The organism is Bordetella petrii (assembly GCF_020991325.1).
Taxonomy (GTDB): Bacteria; Pseudomonadota; Gammaproteobacteria; order Burkholderiales; family Burkholderiaceae_B; genus Bordetella_A; species Bordetella_A petrii_E.
Window position 1 is genome coordinate 1 of record NZ_JAJMLX010000071.1, and the last position, 18,393, is coordinate 18,393.

17 protein-coding genes are annotated in these 18,393 nt (G+C 65.9%); 9 read left to right on the forward strand and 8 right to left on the reverse strand.

Annotation, left to right across the window (positions count from 1 at the left end):
• Nucleotides 1–377: 377 nt before the first annotated feature.
• Nucleotides 378–536: an isoleucyl-tRNA synthetase gene (locus tag LPZ50_RS09580; protein WP_230660539.1), complete on the reverse strand. Its 159-nt coding sequence runs from the start codon at nucleotides 534–536 to the stop codon at nucleotides 378–380.
• Between the two features lie 238 nt (nucleotides 537–774).
• Between LPZ50_RS09580 and LPZ50_RS09585 the strand changes: the two genes are divergently transcribed.
• Nucleotides 775–1,734 (forward strand): LysR substrate-binding domain-containing protein, encoded by a 960-nt coding sequence (locus tag LPZ50_RS09585; protein WP_230660588.1) that lies wholly within the window; start codon nucleotides 775–777, stop codon nucleotides 1,732–1,734.
• 112 nt (nucleotides 1,735–1,846) lie between these two features.
• Nucleotides 1,847–4,297 (forward strand): DUF3772 domain-containing protein, encoded by a 2,451-nt coding sequence (locus LPZ50_RS09590; RefSeq protein WP_230660543.1) that lies wholly within the window; start codon nucleotides 1,847–1,849, stop codon nucleotides 4,295–4,297.
• On the opposite strand, the gene LPZ50_RS09595 is transcribed toward LPZ50_RS09590, so the two are convergent.
• Entirely contained in the window at nucleotides 4,272–5,642 is a 1,371-nt protein-coding gene (locus tag LPZ50_RS09595; protein WP_230660546.1) for a PLP-dependent aminotransferase family protein, read from the reverse strand. The two genes, LPZ50_RS09590 and LPZ50_RS09595, sit on opposite strands and share 26 nt — an antisense overlap.
• A 223-nt stretch (nucleotides 5,643–5,865) precedes the next feature.
• Between LPZ50_RS09595 and dctP the strand changes: the two genes are divergently transcribed.
• The 4 genes from dctP (at nucleotide 5,866) to LPZ50_RS09615 (ending at nucleotide 10,125) form a co-directional block, all read left to right on the forward strand.
• Nucleotides 5,866–6,909, forward strand: a complete 1,044-nt coding sequence (gene dctP / locus LPZ50_RS09600) for a TRAP transporter substrate-binding protein DctP (protein ID WP_230660549.1) — start codon at nucleotides 5,866–5,868, stop codon at nucleotides 6,907–6,909.
• Between the two features lie 81 nt (nucleotides 6,910–6,990).
• Nucleotides 6,991–7,509, forward strand: coding sequence for a TRAP transporter small permease subunit (locus LPZ50_RS09605; protein WP_230660551.1), 519 nt, complete (start codon nucleotides 6,991–6,993; stop codon nucleotides 7,507–7,509).
• Complete coding sequence (locus LPZ50_RS09610) at nucleotides 7,506–8,816, forward strand: TRAP transporter large permease (protein WP_230660554.1); 1,311 nt, start codon at nucleotides 7,506–7,508, stop codon at nucleotides 8,814–8,816. Before LPZ50_RS09605 ends, LPZ50_RS09610 begins: the two co-directional genes overlap by 4 nt.
• Before the next feature lie 31 nt (nucleotides 8,817–8,847).
• Nucleotides 8,848–10,125: a hydroxymethylglutaryl-CoA reductase, degradative gene (locus tag LPZ50_RS09615; protein ID WP_230660557.1), complete on the forward strand. Its 1,278-nt coding sequence runs from the start codon at nucleotides 8,848–8,850 to the stop codon at nucleotides 10,123–10,125.
• Between the two features lie 26 nt (nucleotides 10,126–10,151).
• Here the strand turns inward: LPZ50_RS09615 and LPZ50_RS09620 are convergent, their stop codons facing one another.
• The 3 genes from LPZ50_RS09620 to LPZ50_RS09630 all read right to left on the reverse strand — a co-directional run bounded on the left by LPZ50_RS09620 (nucleotide 10,152) and on the right by LPZ50_RS09630 (nucleotide 12,230).
• Entirely contained in the window at nucleotides 10,152–10,913 is a 762-nt protein-coding gene (locus tag LPZ50_RS09620; RefSeq protein ID WP_230660560.1) for a TSUP family transporter, read from the reverse strand.
• Nucleotides 10,914–10,960: 47 nt separating this feature from the next.
• Nucleotides 10,961–11,842 carry an EamA family transporter gene (locus tag LPZ50_RS09625; RefSeq protein WP_230660564.1) on the reverse strand — a complete coding sequence of 294 codons (882 nt, stop codon included), beginning with the start codon at nucleotides 11,840–11,842 and terminating at the stop codon, nucleotides 10,961–10,963.
• An 88-nt stretch (nucleotides 11,843–11,930) separates the two neighbouring features.
• A complete protein-coding gene (locus tag LPZ50_RS09630; RefSeq protein ID WP_230660567.1) occupies nucleotides 11,931–12,230 on the reverse strand; it encodes a YciI-like protein in 300 nt (99 codons plus the stop codon).
• Nucleotides 12,231–12,311: 81 nt separating this feature from the next.
• Between LPZ50_RS09630 and LPZ50_RS09635 the strand changes: the two genes are divergently transcribed.
• Nucleotides 12,312–12,602: an antibiotic biosynthesis monooxygenase family protein gene (locus LPZ50_RS09635; protein ID WP_230660570.1), complete on the forward strand. Its 291-nt coding sequence runs from the start codon at nucleotides 12,312–12,314 to the stop codon at nucleotides 12,600–12,602.
• 16 nt (nucleotides 12,603–12,618) lie between these two features.
• Here LPZ50_RS09635 and LPZ50_RS09640 read toward each other — a convergent pair whose 3' ends face one another.
• On the reverse strand, nucleotides 12,619–13,524 hold the full coding sequence (locus tag LPZ50_RS09640) for a LysR substrate-binding domain-containing protein (protein ID WP_230660573.1): 906 nt from the start codon (nucleotides 13,522–13,524) through the stop codon (nucleotides 12,619–12,621).
• A gap of 105 nt (nucleotides 13,525–13,629) precedes the next feature.
• Here LPZ50_RS09640 and LPZ50_RS09645 point away from each other — a divergent pair, with 105 nt between their 5' ends.
• Entirely contained in the window at nucleotides 13,630–14,754 is a 1,125-nt protein-coding gene (locus LPZ50_RS09645) for a muconate/chloromuconate family cycloisomerase (protein ID WP_230660576.1), read from the forward strand.
• Nucleotides 14,755–14,835: 81 nt separating this feature from the next.
• Nucleotides 14,836–15,816: a tripartite tricarboxylate transporter substrate binding protein gene (locus tag LPZ50_RS09650; RefSeq protein WP_230660579.1), complete on the forward strand. Its 981-nt coding sequence runs from the start codon at nucleotides 14,836–14,838 to the stop codon at nucleotides 15,814–15,816.
• 12 nt (nucleotides 15,817–15,828) lie between these two features.
• Here LPZ50_RS09650 and LPZ50_RS25405 read toward each other — a convergent pair whose 3' ends face one another.
• Nucleotides 15,829–17,214 carry a PAS domain-containing methyl-accepting chemotaxis protein gene (locus LPZ50_RS25405; protein ID WP_230660582.1) on the reverse strand — a complete coding sequence of 462 codons (1,386 nt, stop codon included), beginning with the start codon at nucleotides 17,212–17,214 and terminating at the stop codon, nucleotides 15,829–15,831.
• A gap of 358 nt (nucleotides 17,215–17,572) precedes the next feature.
• Complete coding sequence (locus LPZ50_RS09660) at nucleotides 17,573–18,283, reverse strand: glutathione S-transferase (RefSeq protein ID WP_230660585.1); 711 nt, start codon at nucleotides 18,281–18,283, stop codon at nucleotides 17,573–17,575.
• Between the last annotated feature and the right edge of the window lie 110 nt (nucleotides 18,284–18,393).

Below are 18,393 nucleotides of genomic sequence, written 5' to 3' on the forward strand. Positions count from 1 at the left end.
GTACCGCCACTTGCCACCACCGCCGTCACATCGCTGTGTCTGCAGCAGAGAAACGAGATTATGAAGCCTTTTTTCGGAGCTGTCAAATCAGCATCTTGCTGATCTCACCGCCCGGCCCCACCGTCCCGCCTGCCTGGCCTTGCTATCGAATATCAGGGTTAACCCTTAACTTTCGATAACTGCCAAGCCCGAAATTCTAGCACACTATTTGCAGCCTGTGCAACAAAACCCAGGGGCCTTGCGCCGGCCGGTGCAACTAAAACCCCGGCACCGCTACCTGAACCAAATTGCCGTTCAAGCAGCGAAGGAGCGAGACTATACACTATTTTCGGCACCCGTTCTTGGGGCTGTCATATGGATGCGTTACTACGCTTCGGCTACGTCCAGAGCCAATGGGCCCGGCGGTGATGCTCCAGCTGGCGTGTGGCTTCGCTTTCGCGCAGCAGCCATTCGGGCGCGCCAATGTCGCGCAATACATGGGCATCCAGGTGGCTGACCGCCATGACGGCCTGCCTGCTGGCGCGGCGCGTACGCATGCCCTGCCACCAGGCAGCCCAGGCCTGGCCCAGCCCGCCGCCAGGCGCTGCCGTCTTCGGCAGCCTATTAGAAGAAGATAAAGCCCCCGCTGCCGACCACGACGGGCCGGCCGCGGACGCCGTTGGCATCAATTGCGATTCCATGATGAGCCTCCCAGGTTGTTGAAATCCACACTGGTAAGGCTAAGAGCACAGAGAGCGCATGAAAAGCGCATTGTTCTACCCATATTGGTCGGCTATGCTTACCAACATGATCCGCCTGCCTTTGAACACCCTGCCGGCTTTTCGCGCCGTTGCCGAACTGCAGAACCTGCGCGCCGCCGCCGACCGCCTGCACCTGACGCACAGCGCCGTCAGCCAGCAGATACGGGGCCTGGAAGAACAGCTGGGCTTTGAAGTGTTCGACCGGCGTGGCCGCAGCATTGTGTTGAACCCGGCCGGCCAGGCGCTGCTGCGCAGTGTGCAGTGTGCGCTGGCGCAATTGGACGACGGGGTGCAGTGCGCCGCGTCGCTGGCGCGGGGGGCCAACCAGCGCCTGAAAGTATCGGTGCTTCCCTCTTTCGCGCAGCGCTGGCTGCTGCCGCGCATGACACGCTGGCGCCAGCGGCACCCTGACCTGGCCTTGGAGATCGAAACTTCGCAGCAGGTGGCCGACTTGCAGCGCGAGGGCCTGCATGCGGCCCTGCGATCGGGCCGCGGGCCGTGGCCTGGCGTGGTGTCGGACCCCTTGTTCGACATGCCCATGCCCATGATCGTGCTGGCATCGCCGGCCACCGCCCGGCAATTGGCCGATAACCGCCCCGAGACACTGGCGCGCCAGCCGCTGGTGGGCGATAAGGAAATGTGGCGGCAATGGTTCGCCGCCGCGGGACTGACCACCGATGTGACTCCGGTGGCCACGTTCAACGACGCCGGGCTGATGCTGCAGGCCGTGGAGCAGGACCTGGGCCTGGCGCTGGCGCGCGAATTGCTGGCCGCGGATGCCTTGTGCGCGGGCCGGCTGGTGAAGGTGTCGCCCCTGAGTGTGGATCTGGAGCCCGCCGATACTTATCATCTGGTGTATCCGCCGGGCCTGCGCGACTGGCCGCCGCTGCTGGCGCTGCGCCAGTGGATACGCGACGAGCTGGAACGCTCGCGCGAGGTGCTGACTGCATGCGATACGGCCCCGCCGGGCGACGAAACTGAATCCAAACGTTGAGCAGGTAATTGCGTATGTCTCGGCGGGCGGTGCGCACAGTTTTGTTGCATCCCCATTGAGGCAGGCTTGCTATGCTGCGCCGACCGAAAGAGGAGCGCGAGGTGTTCCTATCATGATGCAGCTCCAACGCACGCGTTGCGTTTTCTGGCCCCGCCTGCTGTCAGGGCTGATGCTGTGCCTGTGGCTGGCATTGGCCGCGGTGGCAGCCGCGGCCCCCGCACAGCCAGAACGCCCGCCGGATGCGGCGCAGGCGGAAACCGAGCTTTCCGAGGCGCGCAAGCAGATCGACGAGATCCGGGAACGGGTGGAAGACGGCGGCGAAGACGCGCAGCTGGTGCGCTGGCGCGCCGATGTGCTGGACATCCAGTCACGCGCCGAAACCCTGGCCGAGGCCCTGGCGCCCCAATTGGCCAGCGCCTCGGCGCGGCTGACCGAACTGGGCGAGCCTCCGGCGGGCGGGCGCGAAGCCCCCGACGTCGCCGCCCAGCGGGCGCAGGTGCAGAAAGACGTGCGGGCGCTGGATTCCCAGACCAAGCTGGCCCGCTTGCTGTCGGTAGAGGCCTCGCAAACCGCCGAACAGATATCCACGCTGCGGCGCACACAATTCCAGGCGCGCCTGGGCGAACGCCGCGATTCATTTCTGGGCACACCGTTCTGGTCTGAACTGCGCGGCGACCTGCCGCGCGACCTGCGCCGCCTGGATTCCCTGGCCGACGAACTGAGCGAGGCCGCGGCCGCCACGCCCAGCGGCATCTGGCTGGCCCTGGCATTGGCCATCGCCGGGGTGCTGCTGCTGCGGGCCGGTTGCAGCCGGGTGCTGGTGCGCCTGACGGCCACGCGCGTGCCGCCCGGCCGCTTGCGGCGATCGTTCCTGGCGGTGAGCGTAGTGGCGCTAGCCGTGGCCACGCCCGGCCTGATCGCAGAGTTGCTGCACATTGGCCTGACCTGGCGCGCGACGCTGTCGGACGATACCGGCGACCTGCTGGAGAATCTGGTGGCGGTAGTCTGCTTTGGCGGCTATGTGGCCGGCCTGGGGTATGCGCTGCTGTCGCCCGACCGGTCCACCTGGCGCCTTCCCGCCATTCACGACAAGGTGGCCCAGGGATTGCGCCACCTGCCCTTCGTGCTGGGGATATTGGTGGTCGTCATCTGGCTGAGCGACCAACTGCCCGTGCTGCTCAACGCCAGCCTGACCGCCACCATCACGGCGACATCGCTGGCCGCACTGGTGCAGGCCATTGTGCTGGCCTGGGGCCTGCGGCGCTGGACGCGCCTGCGGCGGCGCGCCGCGGACGACGAAGGCCACGTGCCGCCGCGGCCCTACTGGGCATCAGTGCTGGTAACCGCCACCTGGATCGTGCTGGCCACCAGCGCCATCAGCCTGATGGCCGGCTATGCCGCGTTCGGTAGCTTCATCGTCAAGCAGGTGCTGTGGACGCTGGCGATCCTGTGCTCGGCCTACCTGCTGTCGGTATTGATCGAAGACGGATTCAGCACCCTGCTGGCCCCGTCGGCCCAGGACGAAGACGATGTGCGCAACCGCCTGCGCGGACAGGCCGCCGTGCTGCTGTCCGGCATTGCGCGCGTGGCCGTGGTGCTGTTTGCCGCCACCCTGCTGCTGGCCCCGTTCGGCGAAGGGCCGAACGACCTGCTGCACCGCTTGAACCAGTTGCACAGCGGCCTGCAGATAGGCGAAGTACACGTGCGCCCGGGCGCGGTGATGCAGGCCTTGCTGGTGCTGGCCCTGTGCCTGGTGGGCGTGCGCCTGCTGAAGCGCTGGCTGTCCAGCCGCTATCTGCCCACCACCGAACTGGACCCGGGCATGCAGATGTCTGCCGCCACCCTGTTCGGCTACGCCGGCTTCGTGGTGGCGGTGGCGCTGGCCCTGTCGGCGCTGGGCATAGGCCTGGAGCGCGTGGCATGGATCGCCAGCGCATTGTCGGTGGGTATCGGCTTCGGCCTGCAGGCGGTGGTGCAGAATTTCGTGTCCGGCCTGATCCTGCTGGCCGAACGGCCCGTGAAAGTGGGCGACTGGGTGTCGCTGGGCGGGGTCGAAGGAGATATCCAGCGCATCAATGTGCGCGCCACCGAGATCCAGATGGCCGACCGGTCGACCGTGATCGTGCCGAACTCGGAGTTCGTGACCAAGACCGTGCGCAACGTCACGCATTCCAACCCGCTGGGGGTGGTGCAGGTGAAATTGCCCATGCCGCTGGATGCCGACGCGCAGCGCGTGCGTGAACTGATGCTGGAAGCCTTTGCCGCGCATGAAGGCATTCTGGACAATCCGGAGCCCGACGTGTTCCTGGAAGGTGTCGAGAACGGCCATTTGATGTTCAACGGGCGCGGCTTTGTCAGCACGCCCCGCAATGCCTACGGAGTGCGCAGCGCGCTGCTGTATGACATTCTGCAGCGCATGACGGCGGCCGGCCTTCCATTGGCAAGTTCGCCGACCATGGTGCTGGCGCGCCCCTCCGCACGCGGCGGGAGGCTCGACGCGGATGCGCGGGACACGGACGCGTCCGCGCCTGCCGGCCCTAGCGCGCCAGGTGGCGCTTCATGAAGTCCAGGAACCGCGGGTCGGTGGCATAGGCGATATTGACGCGCAGCGCCGACGTCAGCTGGCCTCGGTCGGGCATGAAGATGGCGCCGGGCGCCAGGAAAATGCTGGCATCCGATGCCTGGCTGGCCAACGCCAGTTCATCCTGCCCGGGCTTGAGGCGGGCCCACAGATAAAAACCGCCGCCCGGCGCGTGCGGCAGCGCCAGGCCCACGCGCTTCAAGGCCGCCACGGCGTCGCGCGTAGCGCGTTCCACGTGCGCTTTCAGCCGGCGCTGGTGCTTCAGGTACTGCCCGCTGGCGATCAGGTTGAACACTACCCTTTCGACGTAATCGGAGGTACTGACCAGCGTGAGCATTTTCAGGTCGCACAGCGCGTTGGCCAGCGCCGGATTGGCCACCATGTAGCCCACCCGCAAACTGGCCGACAGCGTTTTCGAAAAAGTGCCCACATAGATGACGCGTTCGAGCTGGTCGAGCGTGGCGAGCCGCGGGCTGGCCGCCGGAAGGATGTCGGCGAAGGGGTCGTCTTCGACAATATAGAACCCGTATTGCGCCGCGGCCTTGAGCACGCGGTGCCCCACGGGCAGCGTCAGGGAGCCCCCCGTGGGGTTGTGCGCCAGCGACTGTGTGAAGAACACCTTCGGCTTGAAGGTGGCGGCTTTTTCGGCCAGGTCGTCGAGATCCGGCCCGTCGGCACGGCGCCGCACGCCCACCAGCTTCACGTTGGAAAACCGCAGTTTGCCGAACAGCGGGTAGTAGCCCGGGCTGTCGACCAGGGCCACGTCGCCCGGTTCCAGCAGTTGGCGCGCCACCAGATCCAGCGCATGGTTGGCGCCGTGGGTGAGCAGCACCTGCTCCACCCCGACCTGGATGCCCCGCTCGGCCAGGGCCAGCGCAATGCGTTCGCGCAGCGGCTTGTAGCCCCACGGATTGCCATAGCCATGACCGATATCGGTATCGCGCAGTGCCTTGGCGTTGCCGCCGGGGCGGCCGAGGTCAAAGCGTTCCATCCACGATTGCGGCGGCCGGCCGTCGCCGACACGCACCTCGTAGTGCTGCACCAGTTGCTCGCGCAACAGGGACACTGTGTCGATGGCTTGCGCGACATGCCTCGAGCGCTGCGCGGACGACAGGGGCTGATTGGCCGCCACGTAGTACCCCGAGCCGGGCCGGGCCTGCAGCAGCCCCATGGCTACCAGCCGATCATAGGCATCGGCCATGGTGTTCTTGGAAACGCCGTGCTCGACCGCGCCGGCGCGCACCGACGGCAGGCGCTGGCCGGGCTTGAGCCCGCCGCTTGATACCTGCGCTGCGATCTGTTCGACGATGGCGCCGACACGGCTCATGGAGTCTCCTGGGCGGAATGAATTGTGCCTGTTTTGTATCTGGGACAGTTTTTGGATCTAACCACTAACTGTACCTTGTATTGTCCCGATTTAGCGTCGATTATCCCATCTGCCCGCCGATGGGCAAGCCCCTTTTCGCAGCGCCCCGGGGCATATGCCGACCAGCACGGTGACCGCCGTTGCCCGGGGCGGCGTCAGAACATAGAACGCATCAGGAGGAGATATGAAGACCATTGATCGCCGTTCGGCCATCAAGACGCTGGGCCTGGGAGCCCTGGGCGCGGCGGGCCTTTCCGCCGCTTTGCCCGCGCAGGCACAGGAAGCCGTCAACTGGCGCATGCAGGCCCTGTGGGACGGCGGCACCACCCCGCAGAAGTTTGAAGAGCGCTTCGTGAAGCGAGTGGCCGAGCTGACCGACGGCAAGTTCAAGATCGAGCTGTTTTCGGCCGGCCAGCTGGTGCCCGCCAACCAGGCGTTCGACGCCGTGCGCGGCGGCGCGTTCCAGATGATGAAGACCTTCGACGGCTATGAAGCGGGCAAGATTCCGGGCCTGGCCTTCACCAGCACCGTGCCCTTCGGGTTTCCGGAAGCCGACCAGTACGAGGCCTGGTTCTACGAACTGGGCGGGCTGGAGCTGGCGCGCGAAGCCTACGCGCCGGCGGGGCTGTTCTATATCGCCCCCACCGTGTACGGACCCGAACCCATTCATTCGAAAGTGCCTATCAACAGCATCGCCGACTTGAAGGGCAAGAAAGGCCGCTTCGTGGGGCTGGCCTCCACGGTAATGGGCGCGCTGGGCGTGGCCGTTACCCCCCTGCCCACCAGCGAGGTGTATTCCGCGCTGGACAAGGGCGTGATCGACCTGGCCGACCGCGGCGACCTGACCGCCAACCTGGAAGCCGGCCTGGCCGAGGTGGCCAAGTACATCGTGATGCCCGGCCCGCACCAGCCCACCACGGCGACCAGCTACGTGGCCAACCGCGCGGCTTACGAGCGCCTGCCGGCCCCCTACAAGGCAGCGCTGGCCGCCGCCGCCCGCGAAACCTCGGCGGCACTGCGCCAGCACATCCTGGTGGCCGACGGCAAGGCGCTGGAAGCGTTCAAGGAAAAAGGCGTCACCGTGACCTCGCTGGATCCCAAAGAGCTGGCGCAGGCGCGCGTGGAAGTGGTCGAGACCTGGAAGAAAGCGGCGGGCGGCAATGCCAACGCGGTGAAGATCCTGGACAGCCAGGTGGCCTTCCTGAAACGGCTGGGGCTGCTCAGCTGAATGGGCTGCCGGGCGGCGGGCGCCAGCCCCGCGCGCCGCCCGGCTCGCGCCGCTTGTCATTTTTGTTGCCTTGAGAGTTCCATGCCCCGAGCCATACGCTGGTATGTCACGCTGGTGACCGGCATCAACCGCGCCCTGTTCATAGCGGTGACCGGCCTGATGTTCATTATTGTTCCCGTGATGCTGTACGAGGTGGTGTCGCGCTATGTGTTCGGCGCGCCCACGGTGTGGGGGATGGAGCTGGCCACCATGCTGTTCGGCCCCTACTTCCTGCTGGGGGGGCCGTATCTGCTGCATTTGCGCGGCCACGTGAACCTGGACCTGGTGCGCCGCCGCCTGCCGCCGCACCGCATACGCCAGCTGGACTTGTTCAATCACCTGATGATCATGGCGTTCTGCGCCATTCTGGTGGTGTATTCGCTGCCGCTGGCGCTGCAATCGTTCGCGTTCCTGGAGACCTCGTTCTCGGCCTGGAACCCGCCAGTATGGCCGGTGAAGTTCACCGTGCCCATCGCCGTAATGTTGCTTGGCGCGCAAAGCCTGGCGGAATTCCTGCGCCTGCTGCTGCGCGACCCCGGTGCGATGGAGGCTTGCGCATGAGCCCCAACACCATTCTGCTGATCATGTTCGGCGGCCTGACCGTGCTGATGCTGACGGGCCTGCCGATTGCCTTCGTGCTGGGCGGACTGTCGCTGCTGCTGACGGTGACGTTGTGGAACGCCGATGCCGTGGTGCTGATGGTGCTGCAGGTTTTCGACACCATGCGTTCCGAAGCCTTGCTGGGCATTCCGCTGTACATACTGATGGCGGGCATTCTGCAGCGCTCGGGGGTCATCGAGGATTTGTACCGCGCCATGGAGCTGTGGTTCGGGCGGCTGCGCGGCGGCCTGGCCATCGGCACCGTGGTCATCTGCGTGCTGATGGCGGCCATGACCGGCGTGGTGGGCGCCGCGGTAACGGCCATGGCGCTGCTGGCCATGCCCGAGATGCTGCGCCGCGGCTACGACCCCAAACTGGTCACCGGCACCATATGCGCGTCGGGCACGCTGGGCATCCTGATACCGCCCTCGGTGCTGACCATCGTGTACGCGGTAACGGCGCAGGTGTCGATCGGCAAGATGCTGATCGCCGGCATCATGCCCGGCCTGATCCTGGCGACCCTGTATATCGGCTATATCCTTTTCGTGGCGTACTTCCGCCCCGGCCAGGTGCCCCCGGTATCCGGCGAGCGGGTACCCATGGCGGCCAAGCTGCGCAGCCTGCGCGCCGTGGTGCTGCCGATGCTGCTGATCGTGATGATCCTGGGTTCGATCTTTTTCGGCATCGCCACGCCGACCGAGGCCGCCGCCGTGGGCGTGCTGGGCGCCGTGCTGGCCAGCGCGCTGCGCCGCCGCCTGACGATGCGCGGAATGGGCGAGGCCGCCGTGGAAACCCTGAAGGCCACGGCGATGATTCTGTGGATCACCATCGGCGCCAAGGCCTACGTGGCGATTTTTACCGGGCTGGGCGGCGCCAACACCCTGATGGAGTTCATCCAGCACCTGGACGTGCCCCCGTACGCGGTGCTGGCGGCCATGATGTTGATCCTGATTTTCCTGGGCACCGCGCTGGACGAGATCGGCATTATCTTGCTGACCGTGCCTGTGTTCCTGCCCATTGTGCGCCTGCTGGGCTTCGACGAGATCTGGTTTGGCGTGCTGTACGCCATCACCATCCAGACCGGCTATATCAGCCCGCCCTTCGGCTACACCCTGTTCTACATCAAGGGCCCCCTGCCGCCCCACCTGGGCATGGGAACCGTATACCGCGGCGTGACGCCCTTCATGCTGCTGCAGATGGTTGCGCTGGTCATTTGCGCCGCCTTCCCCGGCCTGGTGACCTGGCTGCCGCGCCTGATGACGCACTGATACCCACCCGATCTATTTTCTGGACACCACCGTGAATACCAACGCCAAGAGTTCCCGCATTTCCGGCTTTCACAAAGACGATATCGCCACCCGCCTGGCGCGCGTGGCGCAGTTCGCCAACCTGGATGACGAGACGACGCGCCATTTGTCCAATATGGGCAATCTGGATCCGCACCTGGCCGACCACCTGATCGAGAACGTGATCGCCACGCTGAATGTGCCCATCGGCGTTGCCACCAATATGAAGGTGGACGGCACGGACGTGCTGGTGCCGATGGCCACCGAAGAATCGTCGGTGGTGGCGGCGGTGTGCAACGCGGCCCGGCAATGCTATGACCAAGGCGGTTTCACGACCTCGATGTCGGGATCGTTGATGATCGCGCAGATTCAACTGGTGGGCGTGCCGGACGCCATGCACAGCCGCATGCGCATTCTGGAGCACAAGGCCGGGATCAAGGCGCTGTGCGATGAGTGCGACCCCCTGCTGGTAAAGCTGGGCGGCGGCCTGCAGGACGTGGAAGTGCGCATCGTGAATTCGGCGGGCGGGCCCATGGTGGTGACGCACCTGATCGTGGACACGCGCGACGCCATGGGGGCCAATGCCGTCAACAGCATGGCCGAGAAGCTCGCGCCCCACATCGAGACATGGACGGGCGGCCGGGTGTACCTGCGCATTCTGTCGAATCTGGCCGATCGCCGCCTGGCGCGCGCGCGCGCGACATGGACTTGCGAGGCCATCGGCGGCCCCGCCGTGCGCGACGGCATCATCAGCGCCTATCAGTTCGCCGCGGCGGATCCGTACCGCGCGGCCACCCACAACAAAGGCATCATGAACGGCGTGTCGGCAGTGGTGCTGGCCACCGGCAACGACACGCGCGCCGTGGAAGCCGGCGCCCATGCGTACGCGGCCCGCAAAGGCTGGTATTCCAGCCTGACCGACTGGGAAGTTACCGCCGAGGGGCACCTGGCCGGTACCCTGGAAATGCCCATGGCCGTGGGGCTGGTGGGTGGCGCGACCAAGCTGCACCCCACGGCGCGGGCCTGCCTGGGCATACTGGGCGTGGCCACGGCAGACCGCCTGGCGCGCCTGATTGCCGCGGTGGGCCTGGCGCAGAACTTCTCGGCGCTGAAGGCGCTGGCGACCACCGGCATCCAGAAAGGGCACATGTCACTGCACGCGCAGAACATCGCCATGATGGCCGGCGCCGTGGGCGAAGAAATCGATCGCGTGGCCCAGGAGCTGGTGCGGCTGGGCACGGTGCGCGTGGACGTGGCGGAGCAGGAACTGGCGAAACTGCGCGGCGGCTGAACTCTTGTGCAGGAAGCCTGGGGCGATTACGCCAGCAAGGCCCGCGTGGCCGGAATCAGCAGCCCCAGGCCGGCCAGCAGCAACAGCACGAACACCAGCTTCTTGACGGTTTGCACGGAATGGGCCGATACGTAGCGGCGCACCAGCCAGGTCAGCCCCACCACAATGGGGAAGGCCTCGAGGCTGAGCCATAGCGACGAGGCATTCAGGCTGCCATGCCCGGCCACCAGCGTCAGGCGCACGACGGCATTGGCCGAGAACAGCACCAGCAGGGTGTTGCGCACCAGGGGCAGGGGCAAGGGCTGCCGATACAAGTGGTACACCATGGGCGGCCCGGCGCTGGAGAACAGCCCGCCCAGCACCCCCGAGATCCCGCCGAACAGGATGAACGACAGGCGCGAGGACACCCGGGCCAGCGGCCGCGTGCGTGTCACCAGCAGAATGGCGCAGGCCAGGATGGTGAGCCCCAGCAGCCAGCGCAACAACAGGGCGGCACTGCCGCTGATCCATTCAAGCGCAAGCACGCCCAGCACCACGCCGGCCAGGCTGCCGATCAGGGGCGGGCGTATCAAGGACCAGCTCAGGTGCGAGTGCGCGCGGCCCAATGCCACCAGCGCATTGACCAGGGTCAGCATGCTGACCACATTGGACACGTCGGGCAGGGGCGCCAATGCAAACAGGCCGGTCAGGCCCAGCAGCACCAGCCCAAAAGCAAACCCGGTCATGGTCTGGGCGTAGGTGGCCAATGCCACGCAGCCCATGAACAACAAATGATCAACCCACGTCATACCACTACGACAACTGCCGCAAGCGCGCTGCCGCGCACCGCATACCGCTACCGCCTTCCTCCCGCGCGACCCGCATAGACGTTCAAGGACAGGCCGGCCAGCACCAGGCCGGCGGCGATGATTTTCCAGGCTGGCAAGGGCTCATCCAGCAGCAACACCGAGGCCAGGATGCCGAATACGGGTACCAGCAAGGCCATGGGCGTCACGGTGACGGCGGGATGGCGCGCCAACAGCCAGCCCCAAGCCCCGAAAGCGAATACCGTGTTGCCCACCGCCTGCCACAGCGCTGCCAGCCAGGCCCAGCCGCTGGCATGCGCCAGGGCGTGGGCCACGAGGTTCGGGCCGTCCACGGCCAGGCTGATCAGGAACAGCGGAATGATGGCGTACAGGCTGCTCCAGGCCGTGAAGGCCACCATGTTCACGCGCCCGGCACCGCGCATGATCATGTTCGTGCAGGCCCAGGAAAAACCCGCGGCCAGCACCAGGCCCAGCCCCATCAGGGTGACCGCCGCGCCAGGATCGGTAGCGCTGTGCCAGCCCACGACCACATAGCCCGCGGTGGCCAGCAACAAGGCCGCCACCTGCAGCGGCCGCGCGCGCTCGCCGTTGAAGGCCATGGACATCAGGATGGTGAAGAACACCTGCGACTGCACCACCAGCGACGCCAGCCCTGGCGAAATATCCTGGCGCATGGCCCAGTACAGCAGCCCGAACTGCCCTACTCCCAGCAACAGGCCCACACGCGCCATGGCGTGCCAAGGCACCGCGGGGCGGCGGAAGATGAAGATCCAGGGCAACGCCGACAGCGCGAAACGCAGCGTAGCGAACAGGAATGCCGGGAGCTCGGCCAGGCCCCACTTGATGACGACGAAATTCGTGCCCCAGATGAAGACTACGGACAAAGCCAATAGCAGGTGGGACAGCGGCATGTATCAGATGGCGGGGGGTCGGGGCAAGCCCGCATCATACGCCTGTGCGCGAGCCAGCGCCGCCCCACCCTGGGCCGTGCCCGCGGCGTCAGGCAGGCACGGGGTGGGCCGCCTGGCCTCCTACGACCGTGGTCCAGCGGCGCACGCGCCACTGCGATACCAGGCCGGCCTGCACATAGGGGTCGGCCTGGGCGAACGCCTCGGCCGCGGCCGGGCTGTCGGCCTGGAACAGCAGCACGGCCTGGTCGGCTGGGTCGGCCAGGGCGCCGGCCAGCACCAGTTCGCCGCGTTCTACCGCGGCGCGCGCCAGCGCCAGATGCGCGTCACGGAATTCGCCGCGGCGGTCGAGATAATCGGGGACCAGGTCATAGAACAGTAGATAATGCATGACGGCTCCTTACGCGAAATCGTGAGATTGTCGTTGAATAATACTTGCCATTGTTTCTATGCAACCACCCAAGGAACCCCGATGATTCAGGAAATTGCCAGTATTCTCGTCACCGCCGGCCACGAGACCGATTTTGAAGCGGGCGTGGCCCAAGCCAAGCCGTTGTTCCTGCGCGCCCGCGGCTGCCACGGCGTGGCATTGCACCGCTCGGTCGAGAACCCCTTGCAGTACACACTGGTGGTGGACTGGGAAACGGTAGAGAACCACATGGTGGATTTCCGGGAATCGGATGATTTCCAGGAATGGCGCAAGCTGGTGGGGCCGCATTTTGCCCAGGCGCCGCAGGTGCACCACGAAACCCGGGTGATGTAGCCCGCGGGCATGCGGTTCAGGCGCCGCGGACCGCGCGGCCGCCGCCGGCCAGCTCCTTGGCCAGCCGCACCGCGTTGGCCAGGAACCGCGAGCTGTCGTCCTTGCGGTAACTGAGGATGACCGGCGACACGAAGGCCGCCGAGTCGATAGACAGATGGGCGACCTCGGCCCGGTGCAGGCGCTGCACCGATTCCGGAACCACCGTCACGCCCAGTCCGGCGGCCACCAGCCCGATGGCCGTCTGCAGTTCGTTCGCTTCCTGCACCACGCGCGGCGCATAGCCGGCGGCGCGGAACAAGCCCAGCACATGGTCCGCGTAGTTCGGGCGCGGCCGCGCCGGATACAGCACGAAGGGTTGCGCGGCCAGTTGCGCGATGCCCACCCGCCGCTTGCGCGCCAGGGGATGCTGCAAGGGCACGGCGGCGACCAGCGGCTCGGCCATCAGCATGCAGCGTTCGATGGCCGGGTCGTCGAACAGGATGCGCCCTATGCCCATGTCGATACGGCCCGCTTTCAGGGCCTCGATCTGGGGCAACGTGGTCATTTCGGCCAAGCCCACTTCCACACGGCCGTCGGCTTCGCGCAAGCGGCGGATCAGTTCGGGCACGAATCCGTAGAGCGTGGACGGCACGAATCCGATGCCGAACCAGCCGCGCTCGGTGCGGCCCAGGCGCCGCGTGCCCTGCACGATTTCGTCCAGCCGCGAGGTCAGCTGCAGCGACTGTTCCAGCAAGAACCGGCCAGCCTCGGTGAGTTTCAGGCTGCGCGAATTGCGTTCCAGCAGGAGTACACCCAGTTCTTCTTCCAGCTGGCGGATCTGGCGGCTGAGCGGAGGCTGGGCAATATGCAGCTGCGCCGCCGCGCGCGTGAAACTGCCTTCGCGGGCGACGGCCTGGAAATATCGCAAATGCCTGAGTTCCATACCCTATTAATACCTTAAAGGTATTGAAAGGAACCAATATAGTCTTGGACGGCTAAAAAATCGAGCGGCATACTGGAATTCACTACACAAACCTTTAATTCAGGTATGGATAAAGTTCGCATCGAAAGCGTCGAAGCCGTGTTGGTGGACCTGCCCACCATCCGCGCGCACCAGTTGGCCATGACCGTCATGCAGAACCAGACGCTGGTGATTGTGCGCCTGCGCTGCAGCGACGGCGTCGAAGGCCTGGGCGAAGCCACCACCATAGGCGGGCTGGCCTATGGCGAGGAAAGCCCGGAAGGCATCAAGCTGGCCATCGACACCTATCTGGCGCCCGCCCTGATCGGCCAGGACGCCGCCAACGTTCGCGCCGCCCTGGCCCGCCTGGATAAAGTGGCGCGCGGCAACCGGTTTGCGAAGTCGGCGCTGGAAACCGCCATGCTGGACGCGCAAGGCAAGCGGCTGAACGTGCCGCTCGCCACGCTACTGGGCGGCGCGGTGCGCGCGCAGTTGCCAGTACTGTGGACGCTGGCCAGTGGCGATACCGCGCGCGACATCGAGGAAGCCGAGTCGCTGTTGCACGCCCGCAGGCATAACACTTTCAAATTGAAGATCGGCCGCCGTGAAATCGCCGCCGACGTGGCGCACGTGTCCCGCATCAAACAGGCACTGGGCGACCGGGCCCGTGTGACCGTCGACGTGAACCAGGCCTGGAGCGAAGCCGATGCGGCGGGCGCCATCGCCCAACTGGAAGCCGCCGGGGTGGACTTGATCGAACAGCCCATTCCGCGCACCAACCTGCCCGGGCTGGCCCGCCTGGCGGCCCGTTTCGTGGTGCCCATCATGGCCGACGAGGCAGTCTGCACCCCCGAAGACGCGCTGGATATCGCGCGCCTGGGCGCGGCCGATGTCTTGGCGCTGAAAATCGCCAAGTCCGGCGGACTGCTTGAAATGGGCCGCACCGCGGCGGTGGGCGACGCGGCGGGCATGGCGCTGTACGGCGGCACGATGCTGGAAGGCTCGATCGGGTCGATGGCCTCGGCGCACGGCTTCGCGGCCCTGCCGCGCCTGGGCTGGGGCACTGAGCTGTTCGGCCCGCTGCTGCTGAAGGACGACATTGTCGTCGTGCCACCGCGCTATCGCGACTTTGCCCTGGAACTGCCGGACGGGCCGGGGCTGGGGCTGGCGCTGGATGAGGACAAGCTGGCGTTCTACCGGCGCAAGGTGTGAATTTTTGAACGGTCCCGGCACCAGACAAGAGGAAAGCATCCTCGAGCAAATTTTTCGCAGATCTACACAGGAGACACAACAATGCACAAATCCATTCTGAAACCGCTGGCTGCGCTATGCGCGGCGGCCGCCCTGGTGGGCGGCGCCCCGGCCGCGCAGGCCGAGTATCCCGAGCGCCCGATCAACTGGGTGGTACCCTTCCCGCCCGGCGGCGCCATGGACAACATCGCCCGCACGCTGGGCGAAGCCATGGGCCGGCAGCTGGATACCTCGTTCGTGATCGAGAACCGCGCCGGCGCGGGCGGCAATATCGGCGCGGCCGCGGTGGCGCGCGCCAAACCCGACGGCTATACCATTCTGATCGTGGCCAATGGCATGGCCGTCAATCCCGCGCTGTACCCCAGCCTGAACTACGATCCCCAGGGCGATTTCGCGCCGATCTCGCTGCTGGCGGTAGTGCCCAACGTGCTGGTCACCAACCCGCAGCGTACCGGCGCCACCAGCGTGGCCGACGTGATCGCCAAGGCCAAGGAAAAGCCTGGCGCCTACACATTTGCCTCGGCCGGCGTGGGCACGTCTATCCACCTGGCGGGCGAGCTGTTCGTCTCGATGGCGGATATCGACATGCTGCATGTACCCTACAAGGGCAGCGGCCCGGCGGTATCGGATCTGCTGGGCGGGCAGGTGGACTACATGTTCGACAGCATTACCTCGGCCAAGCCGCACATCGATTCGGGAAAGCTGACCGCGTTGGCGGTAACCACCGCCAAGCGCTCCAAGGCCCTGCCCAACCTGCCCACCGTGGCCGAAGCCGGCTTGCCCGGCTATGAATTGACACCCTGGTTCGCCGCGTTTGCGCCGGCCGGCACGCCGCCGGAAATTGTGGCCAAGCTCAATGCCTCCATGCGCCAGGCCCTGGCCGACCCGAAAGTAAAGGCCACTTTGGACGCGATCGGCGCCGAACCCATCGGCAGCACGCCGGACGAATTGAAAACCTATCTGGCCAAGGAAACCGAGCAAGGCCGGAAGCTGGTGCAAGAGCGCGGCATCAAGCTGCAATAACGCGGCGCACCGCTACGCTGCCCGGCGCGCCAACGCCAGTGGCGGCGCCGCCGAGACCGCCACCGGTACCGCGCGATGCGCGCGGGTGGCGGCCTGGGTAATGTCCTCGGTCACGTCGGCCAGGGTGCTGGATTGCGTCAGCGACACATCCACCACCTCGCCCATGATGTCGGTTACCCGCCGTGACGATGCCACGATATCGCCCATGGTGGCGCCGGCCGACTGCGCCAGTTCGGCACCGGAACGGATCTGCGCCACCGAAGCGGTGATGAGGTCTTTGATTTCTTTAGCGGCCGACGCGCTGTTCTGCGCCAGGCTGCGCACTTCGGCCGCCACCACGGCGAAGCCCTTGCCGTGCGCGCCCGCGCGGGCCGCCTCCACAGCGGCATTGAGCGCCAGGATGTTGGTCTGGAAGGCAATGCCGTCCATCACGCCGATGATCTCCGAAATGCGCCGCGAGCTGGTGGTGATGCCGTCCATGGTGCGCACCACGTCTTGCACGGTCTTGCCCCCCTGCTCGGCCACGCGCGAAGCCTCGCGGGCCAGTTCATTGGCCTGGCGGGCGCGTTCGGCATTTTCCGTCATGCCCTGCACCGCCACGCGCAGCATTTGCGCGGCAGTGAAGCGGCGCGTGATGTCGGTGGCGTATTTCACTACCTTGAATGGCCGGCCATCGGCATCCAGGATGGGGTTGTAGCTGGCCTCGATCCAGACCTGGCGGCCGTCCTTGCCCAACCGCAGATACTGGCCTGCATCGTGCGCGCCGCTGGCCAGCTTGGTCCAGAAGCTTGCGTACGCGGCGCTGGAACGTTCTTCGGGCTGCACGAACATGCGATGGTGGCGGCCCACGATTTCGTCGGCGCGGTAGCCCATGGCATCCAGGAACAGGTCATTGGCCCGAATGATGGTGCCATCAAGTTCGAACTCGATAATGGCCTGCACTTTGGATATGGCCTCGAGCTGGCCGGCCATGTCGGCACTGCGCATTTCCTGGCCGGTGATGTCGGTGGCAACCTTTACCACCTTCAACGGCCGGCCGCGCTTGTCCAGCACAGGGTTGTAAGTGGCCTGCAGCCAGATTTCGCGCCCGTCCTTCGCCACGCGGCGATAGCGGCCGGCGTCGTGCTGGCCGGAGCCCAGCTTGCGCCAGAATGCCTCGTAGTGCTCCGATTCGCGCTCTGCGATGTCCAGGAACATGGCATGGTGGCAACCCTGGATTTCGTCCCAACGGTAACCCATGGTGTTCAGGAAATTCTGGTTGGCGGCCAGTATGTACCCCTGCATGTCGAACTCGGCTACCGCCTGCGCCCGGTAAATGGCGGCCACCTGCCCCTGTAGTTCGGCATTGCGCAGCCTGCGGCGAACGCCTAGTGCTTTGTCCAGACCTAGCCATGCCATGACACGTCCCCTTTTGATGGCCGATGTAACAAAATTGATGCGAAAGGATATTTAATGTATCAATTGTTTGTGGATTAAATCGTAATTATGCGAAGGTCTCAATAAGCAATATCCCCTCTTCGCAAAATATGTGGAAATTTCTCCACAATTCATAGATTTCCCCACAATTCATAAAATTCTCAATCAGGCCCAGGCAGGCGTCACGATGCTGTGGACGCTGTGCCAATGATTTCCACGGATATCCAGGCTTCGGCGCTTGGCCCCACCAGAAGCCAGGTACCCGGCGGCAGCCGTGAAAACTCGCCACGTCGGCTTGAGGCAGCGCAATAGGGCCGGCGCCAGTACGGCACCGGAACGGCTAGTCGCCGTCCAGCTCGGGGTAGTAGCGGAAGATGCCGTCGCCGAACGGCAGGCGCCGGCCGCTGGCAAAGTACGGCTGCAGGGCCGGCAGTTCCGCCACCTTGGCATGCAGCGCCATCACCTTGGGATAGCGGGCCGACACGCTGCCCATGCGCCGCGGGAACGCATACAGCAGGCCATCCACCAGGTGGAACAGCGACAGGTCGGCATAAGACCAGCGCCGCCCTCCGGCCAGCCAATGGCCGCGTTCTTGCAGCACGCGTTCGAAATAAGCCAGGAACTTGGGGATGCGCTCGGCGCGGAAATTGGCAGCGCGTCGCTGGGCCTCGTCGCGCTGGTCCTCGTAGTAATCGCTGGCGGCCACCGGGTGATGCGTGTCGTGCGCCTCGGCGACCATGTCGGCGATGGTCAGCTGCATCTGGTTGGTCCAGTAGCGCCCCGCTGCGCTTTCGGGGGCCAGGCCGTGCTTGTCGCCCAGGTACAGCAGGATATTGGCGGTCTGGGCCAGGGTCAGCTGGCCGGCCACCAGGTAGGGCGGCGCAAACGGCGGCGATTTGCGCGGCGATTGCATATCGTCCACCAGGGCCTGCTCGGTGGCGCCCGGCTCGCGCGCGCGTTCGCGGTAAGGGATGCGCGCGGCCTCCAGCGCCAGGCGCACGAATTCGCCGCGGCCGGGAATGCCGTCCCAGTACCACAGGTCATAGGTCATGGGATGCTCCTTCGGTTTGCGCGCACCGCAAGCGCGCGGCGCGCCGGAGCTTTCACCATAACACCGGCGGCCGCCTGGCCGCGCGGCGCTTACAGGCCGGCCAGCCTGCG

Excerpts from the sequence above, each read along its gene's own strand:
- LPZ50_RS09580 (WP_230660539.1), bottom strand. The coding sequence starts at position 536 with ATGCGTACGCGCCGCGCCAGCAGGCAGGCCGTCATGGCGGTCAGCCAC.
- LPZ50_RS09585 (WP_230660588.1), top strand. The coding sequence starts at position 775 with ATGCTTACCAACATGATCCGCCTGCCTTTGAACACCCTGCCGGCTTTT.
- LPZ50_RS09590 (WP_230660543.1), top strand. The coding sequence starts at position 1,847 with ATGATGCAGCTCCAACGCACGCGTTGCGTTTTCTGGCCCCGCCTGCTG.
- LPZ50_RS09595 (WP_230660546.1), bottom strand. The coding sequence starts at position 5,642 with ATGAGCCGTGTCGGCGCCATCGTCGAACAGATCGCAGCGCAGGTATCA.
- dctP (WP_230660549.1), top strand. The coding sequence starts at position 5,866 with ATGAAGACCATTGATCGCCGTTCGGCCATCAAGACGCTGGGCCTGGGA.
- LPZ50_RS09605 (WP_230660551.1), top strand. The coding sequence starts at position 6,991 with ATGCCCCGAGCCATACGCTGGTATGTCACGCTGGTGACCGGCATCAAC.
- LPZ50_RS09610 (WP_230660554.1), top strand. The coding sequence starts at position 7,506 with ATGAGCCCCAACACCATTCTGCTGATCATGTTCGGCGGCCTGACCGTG.
- LPZ50_RS09620 (WP_230660560.1), bottom strand. The coding sequence starts at position 10,913 with ATGACGTGGGTTGATCATTTGTTGTTCATGGGCTGCGTGGCATTGGCC.
- LPZ50_RS09625 (WP_230660564.1), bottom strand. The coding sequence starts at position 11,842 with ATGCCGCTGTCCCACCTGCTATTGGCTTTGTCCGTAGTCTTCATCTGG.
- LPZ50_RS09630 (WP_230660567.1), bottom strand. The coding sequence starts at position 12,230 with ATGCATTATCTACTGTTCTATGACCTGGTCCCCGATTATCTCGACCGC.
- LPZ50_RS09635 (WP_230660570.1), top strand. The coding sequence starts at position 12,312 with ATGATTCAGGAAATTGCCAGTATTCTCGTCACCGCCGGCCACGAGACC.
- LPZ50_RS09640 (WP_230660573.1), bottom strand. The coding sequence starts at position 13,524 with ATGGAACTCAGGCATTTGCGATATTTCCAGGCCGTCGCCCGCGAAGGC.
- LPZ50_RS09645 (WP_230660576.1), top strand. The coding sequence starts at position 13,630 with ATGGATAAAGTTCGCATCGAAAGCGTCGAAGCCGTGTTGGTGGACCTG.
- LPZ50_RS09650 (WP_230660579.1), top strand. The coding sequence starts at position 14,836 with ATGCACAAATCCATTCTGAAACCGCTGGCTGCGCTATGCGCGGCGGCC.
- LPZ50_RS25405 (WP_230660582.1), bottom strand. The coding sequence starts at position 17,214 with ATGGCATGGCTAGGTCTGGACAAAGCACTAGGCGTTCGCCGCAGGCTG.
- LPZ50_RS09660 (WP_230660585.1), bottom strand. The coding sequence starts at position 18,283 with ATGACCTATGACCTGTGGTACTGGGACGGCATTCCCGGCCGCGGCGAA.